Source organism: Clostridium budayi, from assembly GCF_055396605.1.
Map to the genome: position 1 here is coordinate 2201925 of NZ_AP042456.1, position 25230 is coordinate 2227154.

General features: G+C 27.4%; 23 protein-coding genes and 1 other annotated feature. Of the genes, 10 read left to right on the plus strand and 13 right to left on the minus strand.

Going from position 1 to position 25230, the window contains the following annotated elements; translation table 11 throughout:
- The first annotated feature begins 64 nt into the window (after window positions 1–64).
- On the plus strand, window positions 65–2671 hold the full coding sequence (locus ACZ5TJ_RS10565; protein ID WP_464199498.1) for a cation-translocating P-type ATPase: 2607 nt from the start codon (window positions 65–67) through the stop codon (window positions 2669–2671).
- A gap of 98 nt (window positions 2672–2769) precedes the next feature.
- Here the strand turns inward: ACZ5TJ_RS10565 and ACZ5TJ_RS10570 are convergent, their stop codons facing one another.
- Both ACZ5TJ_RS10570 and ACZ5TJ_RS10575 read right to left on the minus strand, forming a co-directional pair.
- Entirely contained in the window at window positions 2770–3597 is an 828-nt protein-coding gene (locus tag ACZ5TJ_RS10570) for a CvfB family protein (protein WP_464199500.1), read from the minus strand.
- Between the two features lie 15 nt (window positions 3598–3612).
- Window positions 3613–4113, minus strand: a complete 501-nt coding sequence (locus tag ACZ5TJ_RS10575; RefSeq protein ID WP_464199502.1) for a gamma carbonic anhydrase family protein — start codon at window positions 4111–4113, stop codon at window positions 3613–3615.
- A 121-nt stretch (window positions 4114–4234) separates the two neighbouring features.
- Here ACZ5TJ_RS10575 and ACZ5TJ_RS10580 point away from each other — a divergent pair, with 121 nt between their 5' ends.
- Complete coding sequence (locus ACZ5TJ_RS10580) at window positions 4235–5242, plus strand: histidinol phosphatase (protein WP_464199504.1); 1008 nt, start codon at window positions 4235–4237, stop codon at window positions 5240–5242.
- Between the two features lie 61 nt (window positions 5243–5303).
- Here the strand turns inward: ACZ5TJ_RS10580 and ACZ5TJ_RS10585 are convergent, their stop codons facing one another.
- Window positions 5304–5627 (minus strand): hypothetical protein, encoded by a 324-nt coding sequence (locus tag ACZ5TJ_RS10585; protein ID WP_464199506.1) that lies wholly within the window; start codon window positions 5625–5627, stop codon window positions 5304–5306.
- A 261-nt stretch (window positions 5628–5888) separates the two neighbouring features.
- Between ACZ5TJ_RS10585 and ACZ5TJ_RS10590 the strand changes: the two genes are divergently transcribed.
- The 3 genes from ACZ5TJ_RS10590 to ACZ5TJ_RS10600 all read left to right on the plus strand — a co-directional run bounded on the left by ACZ5TJ_RS10590 (window position 5889) and on the right by ACZ5TJ_RS10600 (window position 7235).
- Window positions 5889–6356, plus strand: coding sequence for an Lrp/AsnC ligand binding domain-containing protein (locus ACZ5TJ_RS10590; protein WP_464199508.1), 468 nt, complete (start codon window positions 5889–5891; stop codon window positions 6354–6356).
- 69 nt (window positions 6357–6425) lie between these two features.
- The gene (locus ACZ5TJ_RS10595; RefSeq protein ID WP_464199510.1) at window positions 6426–6629 is read left to right on the plus strand and encodes a DUF378 domain-containing protein; all 204 of its coding nucleotides are present in this window, start codon (window positions 6426–6428) and stop codon (window positions 6627–6629) included.
- Window positions 6630–6686: 57 nt separating this feature from the next.
- Window positions 6687–7235, plus strand: a complete 549-nt coding sequence (locus tag ACZ5TJ_RS10600) for a putative ABC transporter permease (RefSeq protein WP_464199512.1) — start codon at window positions 6687–6689, stop codon at window positions 7233–7235.
- Between the two features lie 25 nt (window positions 7236–7260).
- On the opposite strand, the gene ACZ5TJ_RS10605 is transcribed toward ACZ5TJ_RS10600, so the two are convergent.
- Window positions 7261–9012, minus strand: a complete 1752-nt coding sequence (locus ACZ5TJ_RS10605) for a phosphoenolpyruvate carboxykinase (ATP) (protein WP_464199514.1) — start codon at window positions 9010–9012, stop codon at window positions 7261–7263.
- A gap of 328 nt (window positions 9013–9340) precedes the next feature.
- Window positions 9341–10051 (minus strand): lysophospholipid acyltransferase family protein, encoded by a 711-nt coding sequence (locus ACZ5TJ_RS10610; protein WP_464199516.1) that lies wholly within the window; start codon window positions 10049–10051, stop codon window positions 9341–9343.
- Window positions 10052–10163: 112 nt separating this feature from the next.
- Here ACZ5TJ_RS10610 and ACZ5TJ_RS10615 point away from each other — a divergent pair, with 112 nt between their 5' ends.
- On the plus strand, window positions 10164–11030 hold the full coding sequence (locus tag ACZ5TJ_RS10615; protein ID WP_464199518.1) for a ComEC/Rec2 family competence protein: 867 nt from the start codon (window positions 10164–10166) through the stop codon (window positions 11028–11030).
- Window positions 11031–11134: 104 nt separating this feature from the next.
- Here ACZ5TJ_RS10615 and ACZ5TJ_RS10620 read toward each other — a convergent pair whose 3' ends face one another.
- Window positions 11135–11920, minus strand: a complete 786-nt coding sequence (locus ACZ5TJ_RS10620; RefSeq protein WP_464199520.1) for a ribonuclease H-like domain-containing protein — start codon at window positions 11918–11920, stop codon at window positions 11135–11137.
- 14 nt (window positions 11921–11934) lie between these two features.
- Window positions 11935–12666, minus strand: coding sequence for an HAD-IB family hydrolase (locus ACZ5TJ_RS10625; protein ID WP_055207183.1), 732 nt, complete (start codon window positions 12664–12666; stop codon window positions 11935–11937).
- 212 nt (window positions 12667–12878) lie between these two features.
- Here ACZ5TJ_RS10625 and ACZ5TJ_RS10630 point away from each other — a divergent pair, with 212 nt between their 5' ends.
- Genes ACZ5TJ_RS10630 through ACZ5TJ_RS10640 form a run of 3 tightly spaced genes read left to right on the plus strand, consistent with a single transcriptional unit; the run spans window position 12879 to window position 15024 of the window.
- The gene (locus tag ACZ5TJ_RS10630) at window positions 12879–13100 is read left to right on the plus strand and encodes a FeoA family protein (protein ID WP_464199523.1); all 222 of its coding nucleotides are present in this window, start codon (window positions 12879–12881) and stop codon (window positions 13098–13100) included.
- 12 nt (window positions 13101–13112) lie between these two features.
- The gene (gene feoB, locus ACZ5TJ_RS10635) at window positions 13113–14876 is read left to right on the plus strand and encodes a ferrous iron transport protein B (RefSeq protein WP_464199525.1); all 1764 of its coding nucleotides are present in this window, start codon (window positions 13113–13115) and stop codon (window positions 14874–14876) included.
- Between the two features lie 16 nt (window positions 14877–14892).
- Complete coding sequence (locus ACZ5TJ_RS10640) at window positions 14893–15024, plus strand: FeoB-associated Cys-rich membrane protein (RefSeq protein WP_077229529.1); 132 nt, start codon at window positions 14893–14895, stop codon at window positions 15022–15024.
- Window positions 15025–15072: 48 nt separating this feature from the next.
- On the opposite strand, the gene ACZ5TJ_RS10645 is transcribed toward ACZ5TJ_RS10640, so the two are convergent.
- Entirely contained in the window at window positions 15073–16215 is a 1143-nt protein-coding gene (locus ACZ5TJ_RS10645) for an AI-2E family transporter (RefSeq protein WP_464199528.1), read from the minus strand.
- A gap of 599 nt (window positions 16216–16814) precedes the next feature.
- The gene (argS, locus tag ACZ5TJ_RS10650) at window positions 16815–18509 is read right to left on the minus strand and encodes an arginine--tRNA ligase (protein WP_464199530.1); all 1695 of its coding nucleotides are present in this window, start codon (window positions 18507–18509) and stop codon (window positions 16815–16817) included.
- A 76-nt stretch (window positions 18510–18585) separates the two neighbouring features.
- Window positions 18586–18809 (minus strand) — a binding site (T-box leader).
- A 148-nt stretch (window positions 18810–18957) separates the two neighbouring features.
- Between argS and ACZ5TJ_RS10655 the strand changes: the two genes are divergently transcribed.
- Window positions 18958–20466, plus strand: a complete 1509-nt coding sequence (locus ACZ5TJ_RS10655) for a Ppx/GppA phosphatase family protein (RefSeq protein ID WP_464199532.1) — start codon at window positions 18958–18960, stop codon at window positions 20464–20466.
- A 39-nt stretch (window positions 20467–20505) separates the two neighbouring features.
- On the opposite strand, the gene ACZ5TJ_RS10660 is transcribed toward ACZ5TJ_RS10655, so the two are convergent.
- From ACZ5TJ_RS10660 to ACZ5TJ_RS10675, 4 genes are all read right to left on the minus strand, one after another.
- Complete coding sequence (locus ACZ5TJ_RS10660; RefSeq protein WP_464199534.1) at window positions 20506–21150, minus strand: site-2 protease family protein; 645 nt, start codon at window positions 21148–21150, stop codon at window positions 20506–20508.
- A gap of 85 nt (window positions 21151–21235) precedes the next feature.
- Window positions 21236–22735 (minus strand): LCP family protein, encoded by a 1500-nt coding sequence (locus ACZ5TJ_RS10665; RefSeq protein ID WP_464199536.1) that lies wholly within the window; start codon window positions 22733–22735, stop codon window positions 21236–21238.
- 347 nt (window positions 22736–23082) lie between these two features.
- On the minus strand, window positions 23083–24096 hold the full coding sequence (gene asnA, locus ACZ5TJ_RS10670; RefSeq protein ID WP_039314432.1) for an aspartate--ammonia ligase: 1014 nt from the start codon (window positions 24094–24096) through the stop codon (window positions 23083–23085).
- Between the two features lie 110 nt (window positions 24097–24206).
- On the minus strand, window positions 24207–25157 hold the full coding sequence (locus tag ACZ5TJ_RS10675; RefSeq protein WP_039314429.1) for an L-lactate dehydrogenase: 951 nt from the start codon (window positions 25155–25157) through the stop codon (window positions 24207–24209).
- Between the last annotated feature and the right edge of the window lie 73 nt (window positions 25158–25230).

The window sequence follows — 25230 nt, forward strand, 5'->3', positions numbered from 1 at the left end:
ATTACTCTATATTTTAGTAGGTATATTAAATTTTATAATATTTTTGTATTGAGGTGATAAGTTTATGTATAACAAAAGTATTGATACTGTATTAAAAGAAGTTTCCTCTGATTCTATTAATGGTCTTACTAAAACTGAAGCAAATAATAGGCTTCAAAAAAATGGACCAAATAAATTATTAACGGCTAAACCTAAAACATTACTTAGTATATTCTTTGCACAAATAAATGATGCAATGATTTATATACTAATTGGTGCTGCAATTATTTCTGCTATTATGGGTGAATTTAGTGATTCTATAATAATTTTAATAGTCATATTTATTAATGCAATAATTGGTGTAGTTCAAGAATCTAAAGCTGAAAAAGCTCTATCTGCCCTTAAAAGTTTATCTACACCTAAAGCTCTTGTAAAACGTGATGGAGAAATTATTGAAATTCCATCTGAAGACGTAGTAATTGGTGATATTGTCGTAATAGATGCTGGTAGATATATACCTTGTGATCTTAGATTAATAGAAACTGCAAATTTAAAGATTGAAGAATCCGCATTTACTGGTGAATCTATACCATCAGATAAAGATGCTAATATAATTATAGAAGATGCTGATGTTCCTATAGGCGATAGAAAAAATATGGCTTATATGTCTACTCTTGCAACCTACGGAAGAGGACTAGGTGTCTGCGTTGGAACTTCAATGAATACTGAAATTGGTAAGATAGCTAAAATGTTAGATGAAGAAAAAGAAGATTTAACTCCACTTCAAAAGAAGTTATCTTCTCTTGGAAAAACTCTTGGTATTGCTGCTGTATTAATATGTGCTTTAATACTTATAATTGGTGTAATACAAGGAAGAGACTTATTTGAAATGCTACTTACTTCTATAAGTTTAGCTGTTGCTGCAATTCCAGAAGGACTTCCTGCAATAGTTGCTATAGTTCTTGCACTTGGGGTTCAAAGAATGATTAAACAAAATGCAATTGTAAAAAAACTACCTGCGGTTGAAACTCTAGGTTCAGTAAATATAATATGTTCAGATAAAACAGGTACACTAACTCTTAATAAAATGACAGTTAGAAAAATTTATGATAATGAAGATATTTATTCTGTATCAGATGTTAAGGAACTAAATTTAAATTCTAAAATTTTATTTGAAACTATGATTCTTTGTAATGATGCAACCTCTTCAGATAAGGGTGCAACTGGTGATCCAACTGAAGTTGCTCTTTTAGATGTTGGAGTAAGATTTAATCTTTTTAAAGATGATTTAAATTCAAAATATAATAGAGTTAATGAAGTACCTTTTGATTCTGACAGAAAACTTATGAGTACATTAAATGAGTATGAAAATGGATATAGAGTTCATACAAAAGGTGCCATTGATTCATTATTTAATGTATGTAATTCAATACTATTAAATGGAGAAGTTGTTCCTTTAACAACTGAAATAAAGAATGAATTATTATCTAAAGCAAATAGTATGTCTGATGATGCTCTAAGAGTACTTGGAGGGGCTTATAAAGATTTATCTTCTAAAGATATTGCTGTAGATCATATAGAAAAAGATCTTATCTTTGTTGGACTTATGGGTATGATAGATCCACCAAGAGAAGAAGTTAAAGATTCAATAGCACTTTGCAAAAAAGCTGGTATAAGAACAATTATGATAACTGGTGACCATAAAAATACTGCTTATGCAATAGGTCATGAACTTGGTATTTCTGATAATTTTGATGAATGTATTGAAGGTAGTGAAATAAATAAATTAAGTGATGAAGAGCTTACTAAGAATATAAATAAATATAGAATATTTGCTAGAGTTTCCCCTGAGCATAAAGTTAAAATTGTTAAAGCATTTAAATCTTATGATAATATTGTCTCTATGACTGGAGATGGTGTAAATGATGCACCTTCCCTTAAGAGTGCTGATATAGGTGTTGCTATGGGTATAACAGGTACTGATGTAGCAAAAGGTGCAGCTGATATGATTTTAACTGATGATAACTTTACAACAATTGTAGGTGCTGTAGAAGAAGGACGTAATATATATACTAATATAAAGAAAGCTATTACTTTCCTTTTATCTTGTAATTTTGGAGAAATAATCGCCTTATTTGTTGCAATACTTTTAAATTGGGCAGCTCCATTACTACCTATACACATATTATGGGTAAATTTAATAACAGATAGTTTCCCTGCACTTTCTCTTGGAGTTGATCCATCTGATAAAGGTGTTATGGATGATCCACCTAGAAGTCCAAAAGAAAAAATATTTAATAAAGAAAATACTTTTATTTTAATTTTAAATGGAATAGTAATTGGTGCTGTTACGCTTATAGCTTTCCAAGTTGGACTTAATTACTATAATGACTCATTAATCCATGCTCAAACTATGGCATTTGTAGTTCTTAGTGTTTCACAACTTTTCTTATCACTTTCTATGAGAAGTTTAAGAAAATCAGTATTTAAAGTTGGTATATTTAAAAATAAATATTTATTACTTTCAATACTATTAGGAATTGCACTACAAATTATAATAATTTCAGTTCCATTTTTAGCATCAGTATTTAAAGTTTATCCTCTTAATATTGGAGATTTTGAATTTGTCTTCTTAATCTCACTTGTTCCATTTGCAGTAAATGAAATAGTAAAACTTTTTATAAAAGATTAGAAAAATATTAAATATATTTCTTTAATTAATAAGAGCTATATAATAAACTAAATTGGATTTTTTAAGAATCCTAAAAGTTTATTATATAGCTCTTTATATTACTTTAATTTTGTTCCTTTTTCATTTTGCTCAATTAAGCCTTCCTTCATTAAGCCACCAAGTGCCATCTTGAAGTAATTTTTACTTACGTTAAAAGTTTCTCTTATTTCTTCTGGTGTTGATTTATCGTTATATGGCATAACTCCACCATTTGATTTTAGATAATTCATTATATCGTTTTTGATTTCTTCTCTTGCATCTAGTCTTTTCTTTCTAGTTGATAGTCCTATTGTACCATCTTCATATATTCTTTTAACTCTAGCTTCTACTTCTTCTCCTGGATATATAGTTTCAAAATGCTCATTACCAAGTATTATCCCTCTATATTTCCCATCTATTGCAACCTTTATTGTAGTTGAAGTTCCTTTTCCATATGAAATTGCCTTAACCATTTGGTCTACTTCAAATCCTTCACCTTGATCTAAGTATCCATCTACATCTGTTGTTGCTGCAAGTCTTCCTGTCTTATCTAAGTAAGCATAAAATAAATATTTCTTACCAACTAGCATCTTAAATCTTTGTTCTTTAATTGGAACAAATAAATCTCTTTCAAGTCCCATATCACAAAATGCACCAAAATCATTTTGATGAACTACTTCTAAATATGCAACTTTACCTACTTCTATTAGAGGCTTTTTCATTGTAGCTACTGGTCTGTTTTTTGAGTCTAAGTATATAAATACTGTAACTTCATCTCCAACTTCTATCTCATTACCATCTAATAATGCTTTTGGAAGTAATATTTCTTCCCTTTTGTCTCCTACAAAGAAACCAAAGTCTCTTTCTTTTAAAACTTCTAGTGTGTTATATTCACCTATTTTTATCATTTTTCCTCCTGTATTTTAAGCATACTCCTTGCTTAAACTTATGTAATGTTTAGCTGATTCTTTTATGCTATCTATTTCTTCTTGTTTTAATTTTCTAACAGCCTTTGCTGGATTTCCAAGTATTAATACTCCTTCTTCAAATTCTTTATTTTGAGTAACTAATGCTCCTGCTCCAACAATTGAATTTTTCCCTATTTTTGCACCATTTAATATTATTGAACCCATACCGATTAATACATTGTCTGAAATAGTACATCCATGTACTATAGCACCATGTCCTACAGTTACACCTTCTCCAATAATAGTTTCATAATCATCATCTACATGAACAACAGAATTTTCTTGTATATTAGTTCCCTTTTTAATCACTATTTTATTCATGTCCCCTCTAAGTCTTGCTCCAAACCATATGTTGCAATCTTCTTCTATTAATACATCACCTATTATTGACGTATCTTCAGAAATATATGCCTTTTCACTAATTACTGGTGTACTTTCTTTAAATTTTTTAATCATAATCCTCATCTCCAAGTTTAAATTCTCCTATTATTTTATCATTTAAATAAATTATTGTCATTATTTTATACTCTTTACTACTATATATAAATAATAGCAATTTTAAAGGAACATTAATTGTATGGGTAAACATGATAAATGTAGTATGAATATTTTCAATTTAAAAGATATCAATATATATTATGGCATTCCAAGCTGTTATACAAGTTACTCTAACGGCGCTGGAAATCCTTATGAAGCCTTTTCACATGGATATCATAATAAATTGGATTTTTTATTTATTACAGATATTAATGACTATCTAGTAAAAAATATATCTTATAACTCTAAAACCTTATCTAGATGGAACTTATCATCATATTTTTGCAGAAGGTTTTCAAGAAAAAAAGAAAACTTTGTGCCACTAATTGGTTTTGAAACAAAAACAACTCCTTATGGTGATATTAATATTATTAATTCTAAAACTTTCTTTGTTGGAGATGTTACTAATATAGACCTACTAATTATATGGATGTTAAATAATAAGGACGCTTTTGCCATTTTAAAACATCCATTAAAAAATACTTTGTCACTTCCTTACAATGATGTATTAAATAAAATACTAACTTCCGTTGAAGTTTGTTACGGCTCTTTTGGCGGTAGATATATAAGAAGAGATAAGTTTTTCTTTAAATTATTAGATAATGGATGGAAGCTTGGAACAATAAACAGTCAAAATAATCTAAAGATGGATTTTGGAGATTATGATAATATTACAGGTGTTATTGCATCAAAGTTATCAAAACAAAACATAATACACAGTTTTCGCAATAGACTTACTTTTTCTTCGGAATCTAGAAGCTTAAAATTATGCTTTTTTGCTAATAATCTTATTATGGGTAGTATACTTCCTAAAGAAACTTCTTCAATAAAATTTTCTATATTAATTGAGGATAAGTATTATTCAATAATTAAAATTGAAATAATCTCAAACGGAGGCAAAGTAATACATTCCATAGATAACTTAAATTTAAATAGAATAAAGTATATTTATGAACACACTGTTACCGAAAATCAAAACTGGTTTTTAATTAAAATTTATCAATCTTCTGATAAAATAGCTTTAAGTTCTCCTATTTTTATAGAATAAAAAAGAAATCCAAAAGGGATGGCTATATTATATGTTGCTATCACACTTTGGATTTCTTTATTTATTTTTTTAAATGCTTGGCTCTATTTGGCTTAGCTTTTGGCTTTATAACAATCTTCTTTTCAGCCTTCTTTGGTCCACCAGTTTGTTGTATATCCATAAACCATAAGAAAGATAAAACTATAACTGGAGTTGCTATCATTCCAACAATTGAATTTGGCATTTTACCAGTCATTTGTATAATAAGTAATATTACCGCTACTGCAAGTGGTATATATTTATTAATACGCACCTTTGGAAATACATATTTTTTAAGTAAAAAGTACAGCCCAGTTACTATAGCTAGCATTACTAAAAAAGAAAATATAGTAATTAATATACCCATATAAAGTCCTCCTAATTAGATTTATATAATTAATATTAATTTAAATTGCTAATCTTTTCAAGTAAAATAAGTAAAAGATTAATTTTTTTTGAATTCTACAAGTATTATATTGACTTTCCTCTCATTTACTGTAAACTTTATTAAACTAATAATATTTGTGAATATTTTTAAACATTTCACATTACATCCTTTAATTAATAAGGATCTTTTGATAAAATATATGTTGATTTATAAATTTATTAAATTCATAGAGGTGATTTAATGGCTGTAAACCCTAATTTACAATTAGATGATTTAGATCTTCAAATATTAGATTTATTAATAAAAGATTGTAGAACACCATACTTAGAAATAGCTAGAATATGCCATGTAAGTGGTGGTACAATCCATGTAAGAATGAAAAAGATGGAGGATATGGGTATCATAAAAGGAACTCGTATAATATTAAATCTTCCAAAACTAGGTTATGACGTTTGTTGTTTCGTTGGTGTCTTTGTTGACAAGACATCTTCATTTGAATACGTTATTGAGGAACTTCAAAAAATAAAAGAAGTTGTTGAATTACACGTTACAACTGGAACATATTCAATATTTACAAAAGTTATCTGTAAAAATATTGCTGACTTACAAGAATTATTAATGAATAAAATAAATACTATAACAGGTATTCAAAGAACAGATACAATAATATCATTATCACAACCAATAAATAGAAATATAACACTATAATACAATGCATAATACTTTCTTAAGATGTTAATAATAAGTCATGAAAATATTTTAAGGAAGTGTTTTTTTATGAAATTTATCGACAAAATAGCATTATTGTTAGTAGTTATTGGTGCAATAAACTGGGGAATGATTGGAATATTTGATTTTGATTTAGTAGCTATGCTTTTCGGTGAAATGAGTACAGTTAGTAGAATTGTTTATACACTTGTAGGTATTGCTGGACTTTATTCTATATCATTCTTTGCTAGAAATAGTGCTGTAAATGATTAATTAAATAATATATTCAGTATATCTTCTATACTAAATATATAAATTTGGAGGGATTTAATGAGTTTTTCAAATCTCATGATTTTATTTACTATATATTCTTTTTTAGGCTGGTGCGCCGAAGTAATATATCAGTATTTTACTCAAAAGAAATTTATAAATAGAGGATTTTTATACGGTCCATTTTGTCCTATATATGGGATATGTATTTTATTAGTTATTCACTTATTAGAAGGTTTTAGTGGAAATTTATTTATTCTTTTTATTGTATCAACTATATTAATATCATTTATAGAATATGTAACAAGTTATATTTTAGAAAAGCTTTTCCATCTTAAATGGTGGGATTATACAGATGATCCTTTAAATTTACACGGAAGAATTTGTTTTCACTTTTCACTAGGCTGGGGACTTGCAACTATTTTTGCAATAAAAATCGTACATCCACTTCTTACAGGTTTTACTGAACTTATTTCTGAACATTCAGCTAAATTAATATCAATTATTTTATTATGTTACTTTGTATTTGATTTATTAGTTACACTTGGTAAATTACTTGTACCTAATAAAACTTATTCACATTTTAAAGATTATTTAAAAAGAGGATGATTTAAATCATCCTCTTTTTTATAAACTATAGCTTTTTAATTTCTTCAAATAATTCTAATGCTGCATTTCTTGGTCCTACTTTTTCTTGTCCTTTTACCCCAAGACATGTTCTTAATTGTCCAACTTTAACAGTTCCATCAAACATAGCATTAAAGTATTTATCTAATAACTTATCTGTTTCTTCCTGCTTTTGAGCAGGTCCGAAAGGATTTGCAAAATATGATTCTACTAAACCTTTTTCTGATGTTGTTCCTTTAGCCATTCTAGCACCTGATTTAAATACTTTAATTGCATCTTTAGCATTTTCAAAATAGCTAATTGAGTTTCCACCTTCTTCTACTTCATCATAATTGTTTGCATAGTAGAATAAATCTATTTCGTATCCTTTAATTATTTCATTATAAGGTGCAACTGGCATTACTAATCTTGCATTTGTTTTGTCTGGATTCATAAATATACTTCTATCCATTTCTTTAAATGCATATCCTTGATCTAAGTCATCTAATCTTACAAATGCACCTGTTTCTGTTCCATATCCAAATATTTTACCGTCTTTAAGTTTAAATGTTCCCATATCATCAAATATAATAGTCATATTTGAAATATGCTCTTCTCCAAGTGTTCTAAATGCTTCTAAGCTTTCTGATTTTCCAGCTCCGCTATCTCCCATTATAGCAACATTTGCAGTTTTTCCATCTTTAAGAGTAATATTTACCATAGCCCCATGTATTGGTAAGTTACCTCTCTTAATCATTATTAAATTGTGAAGAGTTAATGTCATCTTCTTCATGTAACCAAAGTAATCAATCTCTTCTGAATGATTTACATATCCTAGCATAATGTCATTTTCTTTATCATCATAGAAAACAGTTTTTAATCCTTCATCTCCATCTTCATCATTTGCTCCAAATACATATATCATATCTGGTTTTCTTCCTCTACACTCTTCTTTTCTTGCCATTTCAAAAAGATTACATAATGTAATTCCGTGAGCCATATAATCTCTATGGAAGTAAATATATGCTAAAAGTTCTCCAACCTTTGCAGGATAACAGAACCAATGATCTTCATTTATATTTGCATATTTTAATGGATTTTCATAAACTTCACTAAACATACCTGTTCTTGTATTTCTCTTTGGATATGTTATAAATGGAGTTTCAAGAAGTATGCTATCGATAAATGGTATATTTTCTAAAGCTTCATACCCATTTGGTATTGGCCAAAGTATTTTATTTATCATAATACATGAATTTCCACCTGCTGGTATTTGTCTAAATACTTTAGGCTGCTTATCTAATATATTTTTTTCGACTTTTCTATAAAGACGAAGTATAAGTTTTGATAAAGCATCATTAGCTTCTGTAAAACTTATTCTAGCTAAGCCACTATCAACCCTTCCTCCATTTATTAATGTATATCTTTCAAGCCTTCTCCAGAAAAGATATAACTCTTCAACTAATCCTATTAATTCCTCTTTTTGTGTTAATAATTCAGTGTACTTTTCATTAAACTCTACTATTTCTTTAACATTCATAACTGTTAAGAATTTAAATGCTCTCATAAGATCTCTTCTTAACTCTAGAATATCTTCTGAATTTAGCGCTTTAGATAAATATCTATAACTTAAAGTTCTTTTATTTTGTATTCTTCTTAAATAACTATCTAAAACTCTTCTAAACCCTTCACTTTCAAGTACCCCTTCAAATGTAGAACAGTACTTAGCTGTAAAATTAATTATTACTTTATCATTGCTCATCGAAAACTCTTTTTTCATAAATTATTGCCCCCTAATGAAATTTTTTCGTTTTGAAAATTGCATTTTTTATATCATTTCAATCATTTAAAGCCATTATATCATATTTTCTGCAATATTGATAATATTATTTTTTCATTTTTTAAAATTTTTATTCTGAAAATCTTTACTTCCTAAATTTATTATATTTTTTATTTTTTTCAAGTTTAACAAATTATTGTATTCTTGTTTAAGAAAAACTTTCTAAATAAAAAATAAACTATAATTTAATTATATAATTTATAAATAATATCTGTTCATGAAATTTAATATAAAGAGAGAACTATAAAGACTTATAGTTCTCTTAAAATTATACTCTTATCATATTTTTAATTACTTCATCTCTAACTTTAGAAGTTAAAGTTTTTTCTTCTTCTTTAGTTAAATTTTCTGTATAAATAGGTTTTCCAAATACTATTGTAACTTTACCTTCTTTAAATTTTCTATCATCCTCAAAACATTTAGAAGTTCCATAAATTGATACTGGAACTATTGGGGCTTTTGCTTTCACTGCAAGCTTCATACTTCCCTTTTTAAATTCACTTACTTCTCCGTTTTTTGAACGTGTTCCTTCTGGGAATATAGCCATATTGTATCCATCCTTTAAATACTGAGCTCCTTGTGCTATAACCTTAATTGCACTTCTTGGATTACTTCTATCTAAAGGTACACAGTTCATGTGTTTAACCCAAAATCCTAACACCGGCACTTTTAATACTTCTTGTTTTGCAACAAATCCAATATCTCTGTTTGCTGCATATCTTAAAACTGGTATATCTAATATACTAAGATGATTACCAATAAAAGCACATGCTTCATTTGGTATATTCTCATACCCCTTAATTTCAATATCCATTCCTACAGTTTTTATAGTATAAACACACCATTTATAAAAGACATTTTGTCCATACATAAATGCCTCTTTTTCACCTTTAGTTTTATATATATATTTAAACTTAATACCTTTAAGCCAAACAAACATCATATATATAAAGTAACCAATGTATTTAAATATTCTCATCTAATCACCTCATTTGCTATTTAATTATATTATATCATACTGTAATTCTTTATTATTATATAATATGATGTTAAACTATTACAGTATATAAATAAATTTTGGGAGGTTTATAATGAAAAAAACTTTTAAATTACTTTTATCACTTCTAATTATTTTTACTATGACAACTTTAGCTAGCTGCAGTACTTCTACTACTTCAAAGAAATCTACTAACACTGATTCTGATATGTTAGTTCATTACATAAATGTTGGTCAAGGTGATGCAGAACTTATACAAGTAAACGGTCTTAACATGCTGATAGATGCAGGTCCTGGTTCAAATCAAAAAGACTTAATATCTTACTTAGATAAATTAAAAATTAAAAAGTTAGACTACGTAATAGCTACACATCCACATGAAGATCATATTGGAAATATGGATGATGTTATAAATAAGTATGAAATTGGAAAGTTCTATGCACCTAAAGTTGAACATACTACTAAAACATTTGAAAAAATGGTTACTGCACTTAAGAAGAAAAATTTAAAAATAAATGTTATAAAAGAAGGTACAGACTCTATAGACCTTGGTGAAAATACTAAAGTTTCTGTATTTTCTCCAAAAGCTAATTTTAATGATAAAAAAGATTTAAATAACTACTCTCCAATAATGAAGATACAATATGGTGATACATCATTCTTATTTACTGGAGATGCTGAAAAACTTGAAGAAAATTATGTTTTAGATAAAGGTTACGACATAAAAGCTGATGTTTTAAAATTAGGTCACCATGGTTCTACAACTTCAACTACAGAAAAGTTCTTAAAGAAAGTTAATCCTTCAATTGGAGTTATATCTTGTGCCCCTAATAACGACTATGGACATCCTCACAAAGAAACTTTAAAGAAATTAGAAAAATATAAAGTTAAAGTTTATAGAACTGATAAAGACGGTACAATAACTTTATGTAGTAACGGAAAAACAATTACTAAAGAATAAAAATAATCGTAATCTTTAAGATTTAATATATCTTTTTTATAAGATATTACATTAAATCCACTAAAAATATATAAGAAAAGAGATTATTCCTAAACTTTTTTAATTTATTTAGGAATAATCTCTTTAACTTTTTTTCTTGACTCTTCATTTTCGGATATATTTTCCGATTGTTCATTATTACCTAATGTATCATCACTAAAATTATTATCATTAGCTTCAGCCTCTTTTAAAATATCCTCTTCTTCTTTTATAACTATATACTTTTTCCAATTAGTAAATATATAAAATAAATTTACAACATCCTGTTCATTATAAAGAAGTATATTTTCAATTTTTTCTTTAGGCATTCTTTTTATATAATCACTATCTTTCATTATCTTATGAAATGTTTTGGCAAGGTTTGAACCACTTATAACTTCTCCTTGCCTTTCTATATCAAAAATCTTTTCAAGCTTTTTAAGACCTATTGATGTTTTAATATCTCTTTCATAAGCTTTTTGAAGGTCTATTGATAAAAATTCTTTGCTAAAATCATAGGAAATATTATACTTATTGAATAAATAATTTATTACTGTAAAATCATTATTACCTGAAAAAGTAGATATTGCTTTTTTACCATTCTCTTTCATTCTTTGAAAATATCTAAGTGCTAGATTAAGTATATCTAATCCTTCTTTTCTATTTTCAAGCATATATTGAGTTACTTCTAATACTCTATTTTTTTCATTATAAATACAAGCACCAAAAACCCCTATGCATTTAGGCTTCTTATAAACATAGTGTTCTAAGTCGAAAAATATAATTTCTTCTGGTAAAACCTCTTCATCCATTTTCAAAAATTGTTTATTATCTATTTCATCTACAGGTATAACATTTTCTTTTATAATCACAGAATCACTCTTTCTTATTCAAATTGGATATCCCCTACATTTAGATTATACGTTACATCTTTTCTTTCTACAATAATATTTATTCTATCTCTTAAAGCTTTATCATTTAAAATTTTTTTAAGTAACTCTTTTGTAGGGTTCATTCCATATGGATTACCAACTTTACTAAGCATTGTATAATCTCCTGCAGTATCCCCATAAGCGTAGCTATTTTCTAAATCTATATTATATTTTTCTTCTAGTTCTTTTATTGCTTTTTCTTTACTTTCACTATCCCACATAGGAATTACATCGCCAGTATATACACCATTTTCATTTAAAGTATATTCTGCACCTTTATAATCATCAAATCCATGCTTTAAAGACATTTCTTTTACAAGTTCTTTAGGTGAACCTGAAACAGTAATTAAAATATGTCCTTGTTTTTTGTGCCATCTTATTCTGTCTCTAGTAAAAGTATATACTCTGTCTCCCTTTTGTTCTATTACCCTTTTTGCTATAAATTCTATTTGATCTTTCTTTAATCCTTTTATAGCATCCATATAAATGTCAATCATCTTTAGAAGATAAGTATCATAATCCCCTTCTCTTCTATCCCATTTATCAAAATCTTTTCTTACATCGTTATACCATTTTTCTGGTTCAATTATTTCATATTTAATCATCTTCTTAAAGACTTCTGTTATAAGTCCTTCTCTATATAATGTTCCATCGATGTCGAAAAATGCTGCTATTCTTTTTTCCATATAAATTCCTCCTTCGTATTTAATATTTCTTACTATTATACATACAAATTTTTCTTTTGCAAAACAAATAATTTACTTTAAAAATATTATCCCATTATATTGTTGCCAAAAATTTTAATTTATATAAATTTACACTAAACATTGACTTCTAAATTCATATAGTGATATTATAATAATATGATAATGATTTTCATTGTGAGGTGTGAAGGAAAATGGAACTAATAAATTTAAAACCAGGAGAACACGGAATTATAGATAGAATAAAAGGTGATAGTAAATTAACTAAACGTCTTTTAGCACTTGGTTGTATAGAAGGTACTGAAATAATAATGAAAATGGCAGCGCCTCTTGGAGATCCACTAATAATTAATTTTAGAGGATTTGATTTAGCTATAAGAAAAAAAGATGCTAAAAATATTATTTTGCTAGCATAAGGAGGAATTTAAATGACAACAATAGCACTGCTTGGGAATCCTAATGTGGGTAAAACAACATTATTTAATGCATTAACGGGATCAAAGCAATATGTAGGTAACTGGCCTGGAGTTACTGTTGAAAAAAAAGAAGGATACTATAAAGATTATAAAATAGTAGACTTACCAGGAATATATGCAATGGATACATTTTCTAATGAAGAAATTGTAGCTAAAAACTTTTTAGAGAATGATGATGTTGATCTAATACTTAATATAGTTGATGGTTCAAACTTAGATAGAAATCTTTATTTAACAACACAACTTAAGCAATTTAATAAGCCAATAATTCTTGCAATAAATATGATTGATGTTGTTAATAGCAAAGGTTATGAAATTGATTATGACAAGCTTTCTTCTGAACTTGGAGTTACAGTAATTCCTATAATTGCTGCTAAAAAGCAAGGAATTGACTTAGTAAAAGAAGCTATAGAAAAAAAAGATTATAAAATTTTAGATGATAGTAAGAAGTTTAACTTTTATGATGAGAAAGAAGCTTACAAATACATAGAAAAAGTTACGCAAAACTGTTTAAATAAAAAAAATGCTAATAAAAAAGATTTAACTGAAAAATTAGATAAAGTGTTACTAAATCCATTTTTAGCTTATCCATTATTTATTCTAATTATGGCATTTATGTTCCAATTCACTTTTGCTTGGGTTGGACAACCTATATCTGACTGGTTAGATGGATTATTAAATAATTCGTTTATACCATGGATGCATACATTACTTGCAAATACATCTCCTTGGTTCCAATCATTATTAGTTGATGGTATCATTGGCGGTGTTGGTGGTATATTAGTACTTTTACCTGTAATTCTTGCACTATTTGTTTGTATAGCATTCTTAGAAGATAGTGGATATATGGCAAGAGTAGCATTCTTAATGGATAAGTTCATGAGAAAGATGGGACTTTCAGGAAAAGCATTTATACCTATGATTGTTGGATTTGGATGTTCAGTTCCTGCAATTATGTCTGCTAGAACTTTAGAGAGTGAAAAAGATAGAAAGCTTACAGCTCTTCTTGTTCCATTAATGTCATGTAATGCAAGACTTCCTATTTATGCATTATTTGCTTCAGTATTCTTTACTGAACATAGAGGATTAGTTGTTGCATCACTATACTTACTTGGAGTAGTTATAGCATTCTTAATAGGTATTTTATTTAAAAAGACTATATTTAAAAAGGATGAGGAACCTTTCATCATAGAACTTCCAAACTACAAAATTCCTCAATTAACTTCAATAATCAAACAAACTTATGATAAAGCTAAAGGCTTTATTAAAAAGGCTGGTACTATAATATTTGCAATGACTGTAGTAATCTGGTTCTTATCAAACTTTAATTTACATGGATTAGTTGAAAATGTTGATGAAAGTATGTTAGCATCTATTGGATCATTTATAGCTCCAATATTTACGCCACTTGGATTTGGTAACTGGCAATCAGCAGTATCATTACTTAGTGGATTGCTTGCAAAAGAAAGTGTTGTTTCTTCAATGGAAGTAATATTTAACGGAGACTTAAAGGTTATTCTACCTCAATTCTTCACAGCAATTTCAGCTTACTCATTCTTAATATTCACTTTACTTTATGTACCTTGTGTATCAACTGTAGGTACTATGAAGAAAGAGTATGGAACAAAGATGACAATTTTTTCAGTTTGCTATCAACTGGTACTTGCATGGGTAGTTGCATTTATATTCTACAATATAGCTTCAATATTTATTTAAAATGAAGGTGATATAAATGGAAATTGCAATAGCAATAGGAATCGCAGCAGTAGCTGTATATATAATATATAAAAATATTAAAAAGTCTTCTAAAGGACATTGTAGTGGCTGTAGCGGATGCAGTAAAAAGTGTCCATCTAGAAAGTAAAAAGTAGCAGAGGGAAATAATTCCCTCTGCTACTTTTTTATTTATATTCTAATTATCTATATCTTCTACATCTTCTATGTCTTCTAATTCTCTTCTTCTTTTTTCTTCCTCTGTAAACTTCTTAACTTTTTTATCATAATATATTTTCATTGTTGCTACAGTTGGAGATGCTAAAAGCATTCCTATGGCTCCGAAGAATCCTCCACCTACTGTAACCCCAAATACAATAAGAAATGGTGTTACTCCAACTTTTCCTCCTACAATTTTGGGCTCTAAATACCAAGCATCAAATTGTTGAAGTGCAAGTAAGAATATAAATACTGCAAGTGCTTTCCAAGGTGAAACAAATATAGCTACAGCTGCACATACTAATTCACCTACAAATGGACCAAAGTATGGAATCATATTTGTAAAGCCAACAACAATTGCAAGAAGTATTGCATAAGGTACTTTAAGTACAATAAGTCCAACTAGTGACATAATACCTATTATTAGCGAATCTAATGCTTTACTACCAACATAAGCTCCTATCATACTGTTGTATGTTCTAACTAAGTTTATAAGTCCATTTCCTTTTTTCTCCCCTAATATCATTTTAGTTAATATCTTAGATTGCTTTATAAATCTTTCTTTATCAAGCAATACATATATTGAAATTAAGAATCCAAAGAAAAACATTATTATGTCAGTTGTTATTGTTAACAATGACCCTGCCATATTTTCTAAAATACTCATAATCACAGTTCCAACCTTACTAGATAAAGTAGTTAATGTACTTAATACTCCAGCATCTTTCATTATGGCATAAATCTTATCATTTTTAAGAGCTGAATTTACCCATTCTTGAACCGTATTAACGTAAGTTGGAATTTCTTTAGTAATAGATATTATACTATCTATTAAACTTGGTATAACAAATATCCCAACTAATGCTAATATACCTGCAACAATTATATATGTAATTGCTACTGCTCCTCCACGATTAAACTTAAGCTTCTTCTCAAAAAACTTCATAACTGGATTCAGTATATATGCAAATATAAAAGCATATATAAAAGGTGTTATAACTACTAAAAATTTCTTTATAAAAGAAAAGTAAACTGAGTAATTATCTACTATTTTATATGCTACAAATGCTAAAAATACGACTATAAGAATATCTTTATATTTAAAAACTCTATTAAAATTCATCTCAATCTAACCTCTCCTTCCTTCTATATTACTATAAATTATAACATATATATTTATGAAATTATTATTCTAAATATATTATTAATATTTTTTTATAAAATTTAAAGCCATACAATTAATAAATTGTACAGCTTGTATTAAGTATTATTTTTAATTAATTTACATTTTAATAACAGTATAATCCCTACTATAATTAACCTATAACCATTTCTATATATAATCTCATCTCAAAAATTTCTCATAAAACCTTTACCAAATAAAACTCCGCTAATTATACTCTTATAAAAATACACTAATACTTATATTAATTGTTATAGAGATTTTATTATAAAATCTATTACTAAATATACTGTGATCACATTAGGAAGTTTAGAGGATACCTCTTATAAGTAATATTATAAACTATTTATAATAAAATTCTCGTCTAACTTTTATCGATATTATATAACAATTATAATGTCATTGTAATACTTTTTGGTATATTTTTCAGCCAATTAATATTATTCATATTTTCTTTATTTTTTTAACCTCTAATTAACTTTACTTTTTTATTAAAATAGTACTAGAAAATTTTTCTAGTACTATTTTATAATTTGATATTACATTTTTTCTACAACTTCTATTCCAAGTAATCCTAATCCGTTCTTTATTACTTGTAAACTTGCTTTTACTAATGCAAGTCTTGCTTTTTTAAGTTCTTCATCTTCTAAGTTTAATACTGAGTGAGCATTGTAGAACTTATTAAATAACTTAGCAACTTCAATAACGTATCTTGACATAACTGAAGGCTCAAACTTCTCAATAGCTAAGTGAATATTTTTCTTAAAGCTTTCTAGAGATTTTATAAGTTCAAATTCTTCTTTTGAATTTAACTTGCTATAATCAATATTAGTTAAATCTACTTCTCCAGCTCTTTCTAATATACTATTTCCTCTAGCATATGAATATTGAACGTATGGACCAGTTTCCCCTTCAAATGAAAGTATTTCTTTCCAATCGAAGATTATATCCTTTTCTCTTGAATTCTTAAGATATGTGAATATAACCGCACCAATACCTATCTTCTTAGCAACTTCTTCTTTATTTTCAAGTTCTGGATTCTTTTCATTTATTATTTCAAGAGTCTTTGAAACTGCTTCACTTAATAAATCATCTAAAAGAACAACTTTTCCTTTTCTTGTTGACATTCCACCGTCTGCAAATTTAACTAATCCAAATCCTACATGAACGCAATCTTTAGCCCAGTCTTTACCTGCAAGTTCTAATGTTTTAAATACTTGTTTAAAGTGTAATGCTTGTGGAGTACCAACTACATAAACACACTTATCAAAATCGTAAGTATTCTTTCTATAGTTTGCAGCAGCTAAATCTCTTGTTGCATATATTGTTGCTCCGTCTCCCTTTAATACTATACAAGGAGGCATGTTATATTCATCTAACATAACAACTTGAGCACCATTACTCTCAGTTAAAAGATTCTTTTCTTTTAATTCATCTATAACAACTTGCATTTTATCATTATAGAATGCTTCCCCAGCTAAAGAATCAAATTTAATTCCTAATAAGTCATAAACTCTATTAAATTCTTTTAAGCTAAGTTCTCTAAATCTCTTCCATAGAGCAGTTTCTTCTTCTGCACCTTCTTCTAGTCTCTTAAAGTGCATTCTTCCTTCATCTACTAATGATGGATCTTTTTCTGCTTCATCATGGAATTTAACGTATATTCTTAAAAGTTCTGATATTGCATCTTTTTCTAATGCTTCTTCATCAACCCATCTATTATAAGCTGATATAAGCTTACCAAATTGAGTTCCCCAGTCTCCTAAGTGATTTATACCAACTACATTGTAACCTTCTTCTTTGAATAATTTATAAAGTGAGTTACCAATTGATGTTGAGAAAAGGTGACCAACGTGGAAAGGCTTTGCTATATTTGGTGATGAGTATTCAACACATACAGTTTTTCCTTCTCCTATATTTGATTTACCGTAATCTTCACCCTCAGTTAAAACTGTTTCTATTGCATTTTTTGTAAATGCTTCTTTATCAACAAAGAAATTAACATATGGTCCTAAGTTTTCTATTCTTTCGAATCCTTCTTTGTTTAATTTTGAAGCTAATTCTTCAGCTATCATATTTGGAGCTTTTCTCATAACTCTAGCTAATTGGAAACATGGGAATGCAAAATCTCCCATATCTGATTTTGGTGGTATTTCAATAAGTTTTTTAATGTCTTCTATTTCTAAGTCAACATGTTCTTTTATTAACTTTGCAATTATTTCTTTATAATCCATTTAAATTCCTCCTGTAATTTTCTGTATATTTTGTAAAACATAATTTATGAGCATAAAAAACCGCCTCTTATATATAATAAGAGACGGAACAATAACAAATTTCCGCGGTACCACTCTATTTGCATAAAGAAATGCCACTCTATTTTGATAACGCAAGCGATTAATTCTTGCGGCTCTCCCTACTCATTTCAGGCGCTTCTTAAAGGCTCTGTTTCAAATAATTTATCTTATAAGGCTTACACCAAACTCCTTACTCGCTAAAAGAATCAATTATCCTACTTTCCTCATCACAGAATTTTATATTTTACTTTTCTTTCATATATTATACATACTTTACTTTGTTAATGTCAATAAATACTTAAATATTATTATATTTAATACAATTTAATAAAAAATGTTGTATAATAGTTTTAATATTTAAATTTAATTGATATTTAAGGAGTTTGTTATGAAAAGAATTGGTGTCATTGATATAGGAGCAAATTCAGTCACCCTAACATTAAATGAAGTTGAGGAAAATGGCTATTTTAGACCTATAGATGAACTTAAAACATCAGTAAGATTATGTCAGGATCTTGTTGATAATGATAAAATCTCTGAGGAAAAATTAAATATTACATTATCAAATCTTAGAGTTTTTAAGTCTATGTGTCAGGTATCTGGCGCAGAAAAAATTATCGCTATAGCTACAGAATCTTTTAGAAGTGCTTCTAATAGTGATTATCTTATTAATTTAATTAAAGATGAATTAGATATTGATGTAACTATACTAAACATAGAAAAAGAAATTTATTATAATTTCCTTGGTATATCTAATACTATATACTTTAATAATTCTCTTATAGTTGATATAGAGGGTACTGCTACTCATCTAGCTTGGGTAAAGAATAGAAAAATAGAAAAATATCATTCTATTCCTGTTGGTACATTAAACCTTACATCTGAATATCATTTACAAGATAGAATCTTAAGAGAAGATTTAGAAAATACAGTTTCTAAAATAAATAATTTATTAAACGAATGTACTTGGCTTAAAGAATATAAATTTGATTCTATAATTGGTGTTGGTGGTACAATTACATGTCTAGGTCAAATTGATAGAATAAGAAAACGCTATCCTTTTGGGGTTGCACATAATTACACTCTTAATGATATAGATGTTCATGACATATATAATTTATTAAAATCTAAAAATCTTAAACAACGTAAAATGGTTGAAGGACTTCCAAGGGAACGTGCTGATATAATAGTTGCAGGACTTTGTATATTCCAAAATATACTTACACATACAGGAGTAAGTGATATTATTACATCTTCTAGAGGTTTAAGAGAAGGTATTATGTATGAGTATATTGAAAATAAATACAATTATAATAAAGATATGCTAACATTTAGTATAAACGGGATTATGAATAAATTAAATATTAATAAAAACCATGCACATCATGTTTACTCTATTGCACAAAAATTATATGAGGAACTTAAACCTCTTCATAAATTAAATGATTGTTATTTAAAAGTTTTAAAAACAGCTTCACTTTTGCATGATTGTGGAATTAGTATAGATTACTATAATCATCATAAGCATAGTTTTTATATAATTTTAAATTCTTATATAAATGGATTAACTCAAAAAGAGTTATTCTTGAGTGCTTCTGTTGCAGCTTGTCATAGAAATAATCAATACCATATACCATTCCCTCAATTTTGTTCTATAATAAACAAAATTGATGTAAATACAATCGAGTATATGGGAGCAATACTTAGAATAGCAGAAGGCCTAGATAGAAGCCTTGAAGGTGCTGTTAAAGATATAAATGTTATTATAACGCAAGAAAGTGTTAAATTAGAATTAAAATCTAATTTAAACTTAGAACTTGAAATACGTCAAGCTATGAGAGGTGCTTATTCATTTAAAGAAATCTTTAACAGAACATTGTTAATAGAACAAGTTTAAAAAAAGCATTCAATGCAAGTTACATGCATTGAATGCTTTTTAAAATACAGCCATTAACAATAATTGTACTATATTAATTATTTGAGTAGATATAAATCTAACTGGTATAGATATAATTGGTGCTCCTATTATGACTATAGCTATTAAAATTATAAATTGGTATTGATATATTTTATCTGATACTCTATAAAAATGTTTTGGACTTAAATCTCTAAATACACTCCATCCATCTAGTCCTGGAAGTGGTAATAAGTTAAATATAAATAACATTACATTTATATAAATAATTTGCATTGATATATCATATAAAATTTGACTTAATGCACCTGTAAGAATATTAGAAAAAACAAGTGCCATAACTATAAATAATAATATTCCCCCAAATAAAGCTACTCCTAAGTTTGCAAGAGGTCCTGCAAGGCTCACCTTTAAATCATCCTTATATTTATCTTTAAAAGCTGCTGGATTTACTTGTACAGGTTTCGCCCACCCTATTCCAGCGACTAGTATCATTAAAAATCCTAGAGGGTCCACATGTGTAAGTGGGTTTAAATTTAACCTTCCTTGGAATCTTGCTGTTTTATCTCCTAGTTTATCTGCCATTTTTGCATGAGCATACTCATGAAAAGTAAATCCTAATAATATGGCTGGTATCATTAATATTTTTGAATATATATATCCCATAAAATTTTTCTCCTTTTCCATTTTAAAGTATTATAACACAAAACACAGTTTGAAAAAACAAACTGTGTTTTTAATTATTGTTATATTATCTTCTATAAGCTTTATTTAGCTGATGATTAGCTTCTGAAGCATTTGCAGAACTTTGATTATTTTCTTCTTTATCTGTTGTTCCATTTCCTGAACCTGAGCCAGTACCACTTCCTGGTTTATTGTTATTATTGTCATTATTATTATTATTATTATTATTATTATTATTATTATTATTATTGTTGTTATTATTATTATTATTATTATTATTATTGTTATTATTATTATTGTTATTATTATTGTTGTTATTATTATTATTATCTGTTTTATCTTCTTCTTTATCAGGTTTATTTATTGTATCCTTTGGTGGTGTAGTTACTGGTTTTTTATTTTGAGTACTATTTTGAGTACTATTTTGAGTACTATTTTCATTTTTGCTACTAGTTACTGGTGGAATATAGTCATCATCATAATCCTTAAGTGGACCATTTTCCTTAATGTGTTCATTATTTTCATTAAGGTATGAAGCTAACTTTTCTTTCCATTCCTTTACACTATAACTATTTGCATCTGGTGTTTTATCATCAAATATAAATTCACGCATAATTTTAGCATTTTGTTCTCTATCAACTATAAGTACCCATCCTTTATTTTTGTAAAGACCTCCCCATGATATTTCATCACTAAATGGAACTCTTAACTGTTCAAATGTTAAACTTGGGAACTTGGAAGCTGTATACGCATAATTAAGCATCATAAATGGCTCTATGTTTGTTTTGATATATGGTAATAGTGAAGACATTACTGATGGATATTTAAGAGGACTTAGATCTTTAAATTTCTGAGTAACTAAGTCTATAACTCTTCTTTGTCTTTCAGTTCTTTCATAATCTCCATTACCTACTTTTCTTATTCTTGCATATGCTAATGCTTGTTGTCCATCTAACTTTTGCATTCCTGTTTCAGTTATTTTTGGTGATTTAACTTTTTCATATTCTCCAATAAATTTATTAAGTTCTGGAATTTCATAATCATGTATGTCCACTTCAATTCCGCCAACTTCATCTATTATCTCTTTGAATCCGCCAAAGTTTACCATAACATATTTGTTTAAATTTAAATTAAAGTTTTCGTTTATAGTTTTCATAAGTAAATCTGGACCACCATAAGCTAATGCCGCATTAATTTTTTGCTCTCCGTGATCTGGAATTTTTGCTAATGTATCTCTCATGATTGATGTTAACTTTAGTTTCTTATGATTATTATCTATTGTAGCTATTATAATAGCATCTGCTCTTGCAGCTTCATCTAGCTTACGAGCATCAGTTCCTATTAATAATATGTTTGTTATTCCTGGTTGTTCTTCATATGTTACATCCTGTGAGGCACCTGGGTTTTGTTGATATATTTTACCTCTTACATAAAAATAAAATACTCCTGCACTAACTAATATAAGAAGTAATATTATACTTATTGATATTAATACTTTTTTCTTTTTAGACATTTTCTTTTTTTCTTTATTTTTATCTTGTTCATTATTTTTTTCCTCGTGTCTCATCTATACCTCCTTAAAATATAAAACTATCACTATATTAACCATATTATTTATTAAGAAAATAAATCAAATGTAAAATTTATTTTAATAATTATATTATAATAGACTTTCTTTACTTATACTAGTCTAAATTTTTTCAAAATTCTAACCATTCTCATATTTATCTTCATTTTTTACCAAGAATGTCTATAATTTTTGTTAATTTATTCTTATTTTTTTGTAATTTAAATTAAATTTTGTAACAACTTGTTTAAATAGTTAATAAAATTATATATTTAGTAAGGATTTTATAAATTTATTTTAATTAATAAAAAAGAGCCACTTAAAAAGTGGCTCTTTTAGAAATATTATTATAATAATACTATTCCATTTTCTTCACATATTTTATTATTTAAATCATCCCATACAGATGCTTGAACTTCTCCAATATGTGCTTTTCTTAAAAAGTACATACATATTCTTGATTGTCCAATTCCTCCACCTATTGTATATGGAAGCTTTCCATCTAATAATGCTCTATGGAATTCTAAATTTTCTCTTTCTTCACAATTTGCTTCTTTTAATTGAGCTCTTAATGACTTTTCATCAACTCTTATTCCCATTGATGATAACTCTATAGCTCTATCTAATACATTATTCCAGAAAAGTATATCTCCATTTAAATTCCAATCATCATAATCTGGAGCTCTACCATCATGTTTTTCTCCTGATGCTAGATCTTTTCCTATTTGCATTATAAATACTGCACCTTTTTCCTTGCAAATTGCATCTTCTCTTTCTTTAGGAGTTAAATCTTTATACATATCTTCTAATTCTTGAGATGTAATAAAAAATATTTCCTCTGGAAGTTCTTCATCTATTTTAACTAAATTTTCTCTTACATAATTTTCAGTATTTTTAAATACACTGTATATCTTCTTTACAATATTCTTTAAAAACTCTAAATTTCTATCTTCTTTATTTATTATAAGTTCCCAGTCCCATTGGTCTACATATATAGAATGTATATTATCAAGTTCTTCATCTCTTCTAATTGCATTCATATCTGCGTATAATCCTTTTCCTACTGGGAATCCATATCTATGAAGACTCATTCTCTTCCATTTTGCAAGTGAATGAACTATTTCAACATCTTCATTTGAAGCTAAAAGATCAAATTTTACTGGTCTTTCTACCCCATTAAGATCATCATTTAACCCTGAATTTGAATTTACAAAAAGAGGTGCTGAAACTCTAATTAAGTTTAACTCTTCTGCTAAATTTCTTTCAAAATAATCCTTTATGCTTTTTATAAATACTTCAGTTTCTATTAATGTAGAACTGCTTTTATAATCTTTTGGTATAATTATGTTGTTTTTTTCCATAAATAAATAGCCCTCCTTAAATTTATATATTATTATATACAACTTCAAGGAGGATTACAAATACTATTTTATAAAGTTTTTAAAATATTCAATATTTTTTTTATTAAACTCTAAACATTACATTCATTTAAATGTTTCTTTAATATTGTTGCTGATTCTTTTAATCTATTAAGTTCATCATCTGCTAATGAAATTTGAATTATTTCTTGCGCTCCACCTCTATTTACTATAGTAGGTATTGCAAGATACATATCTTCAATTCCATATTGTCCTTCAAATAATGAATCTACAGTTAATATACTATTTTCATTTCTAAATATAGCTTCAACTATTCTGTTAACTGCAAGTGCAACTGCAAAGTATGTTGCTTTCTTTCTACTTATTATTTCATATGCTGCATTTTTAACATCTTCTTCTATTACTTTCTTTATATCATTATCCCATTCAAGATCTAATTGTTTTGCATACATATCAAAGTCTTCTCCACCGACTCTTCCGTTGCTCCATGTTACAACTTCACTATCACCATGTTCACCTATTACATATGAGTGAATATTAGTGTTGTTTACATTAAAGTATTTACCTAATACATATTTTAATCTTGAAGTATCTAATACAGTACCTGAACCTATTACTCTTTCTTTAGGGAATCCTGATAACTTATAAGTTATATAAGTTAAAACATCTACTGGATTTGAAACTACTAATAAGATTGAATTAGGACTTAATCTTGCAATTTCAGGAACGAAACCTTGGAATATTTTATAGTTCTTATCGATTATATCTAATCTAGTTTCTCCTTCTTTTTGTCCTACTCCTGCTGTAATTATTACTATATCTGAATCCTTTGTTTCTTCTAATGAACCAGCATATACATTTACAGGCTTTACAAATGATGTACCATGTACTAAATCCATTACCTCGCCTACAGCTTTATCCATGTTTATATCATATATGCATATTTCTGTAGCTATACCACTATTCATTAATGCATAAGCTGTTGTTGCTCCAACGAATCCTGCTCCTATTATTGAAACTTTTCTTTTGCTATCACTTATCATAAAAATTCCTCCTAGTCCTATATATAATCTATATCTTTCCCAAAATTCAGACTATTATTATATTTCATATTAT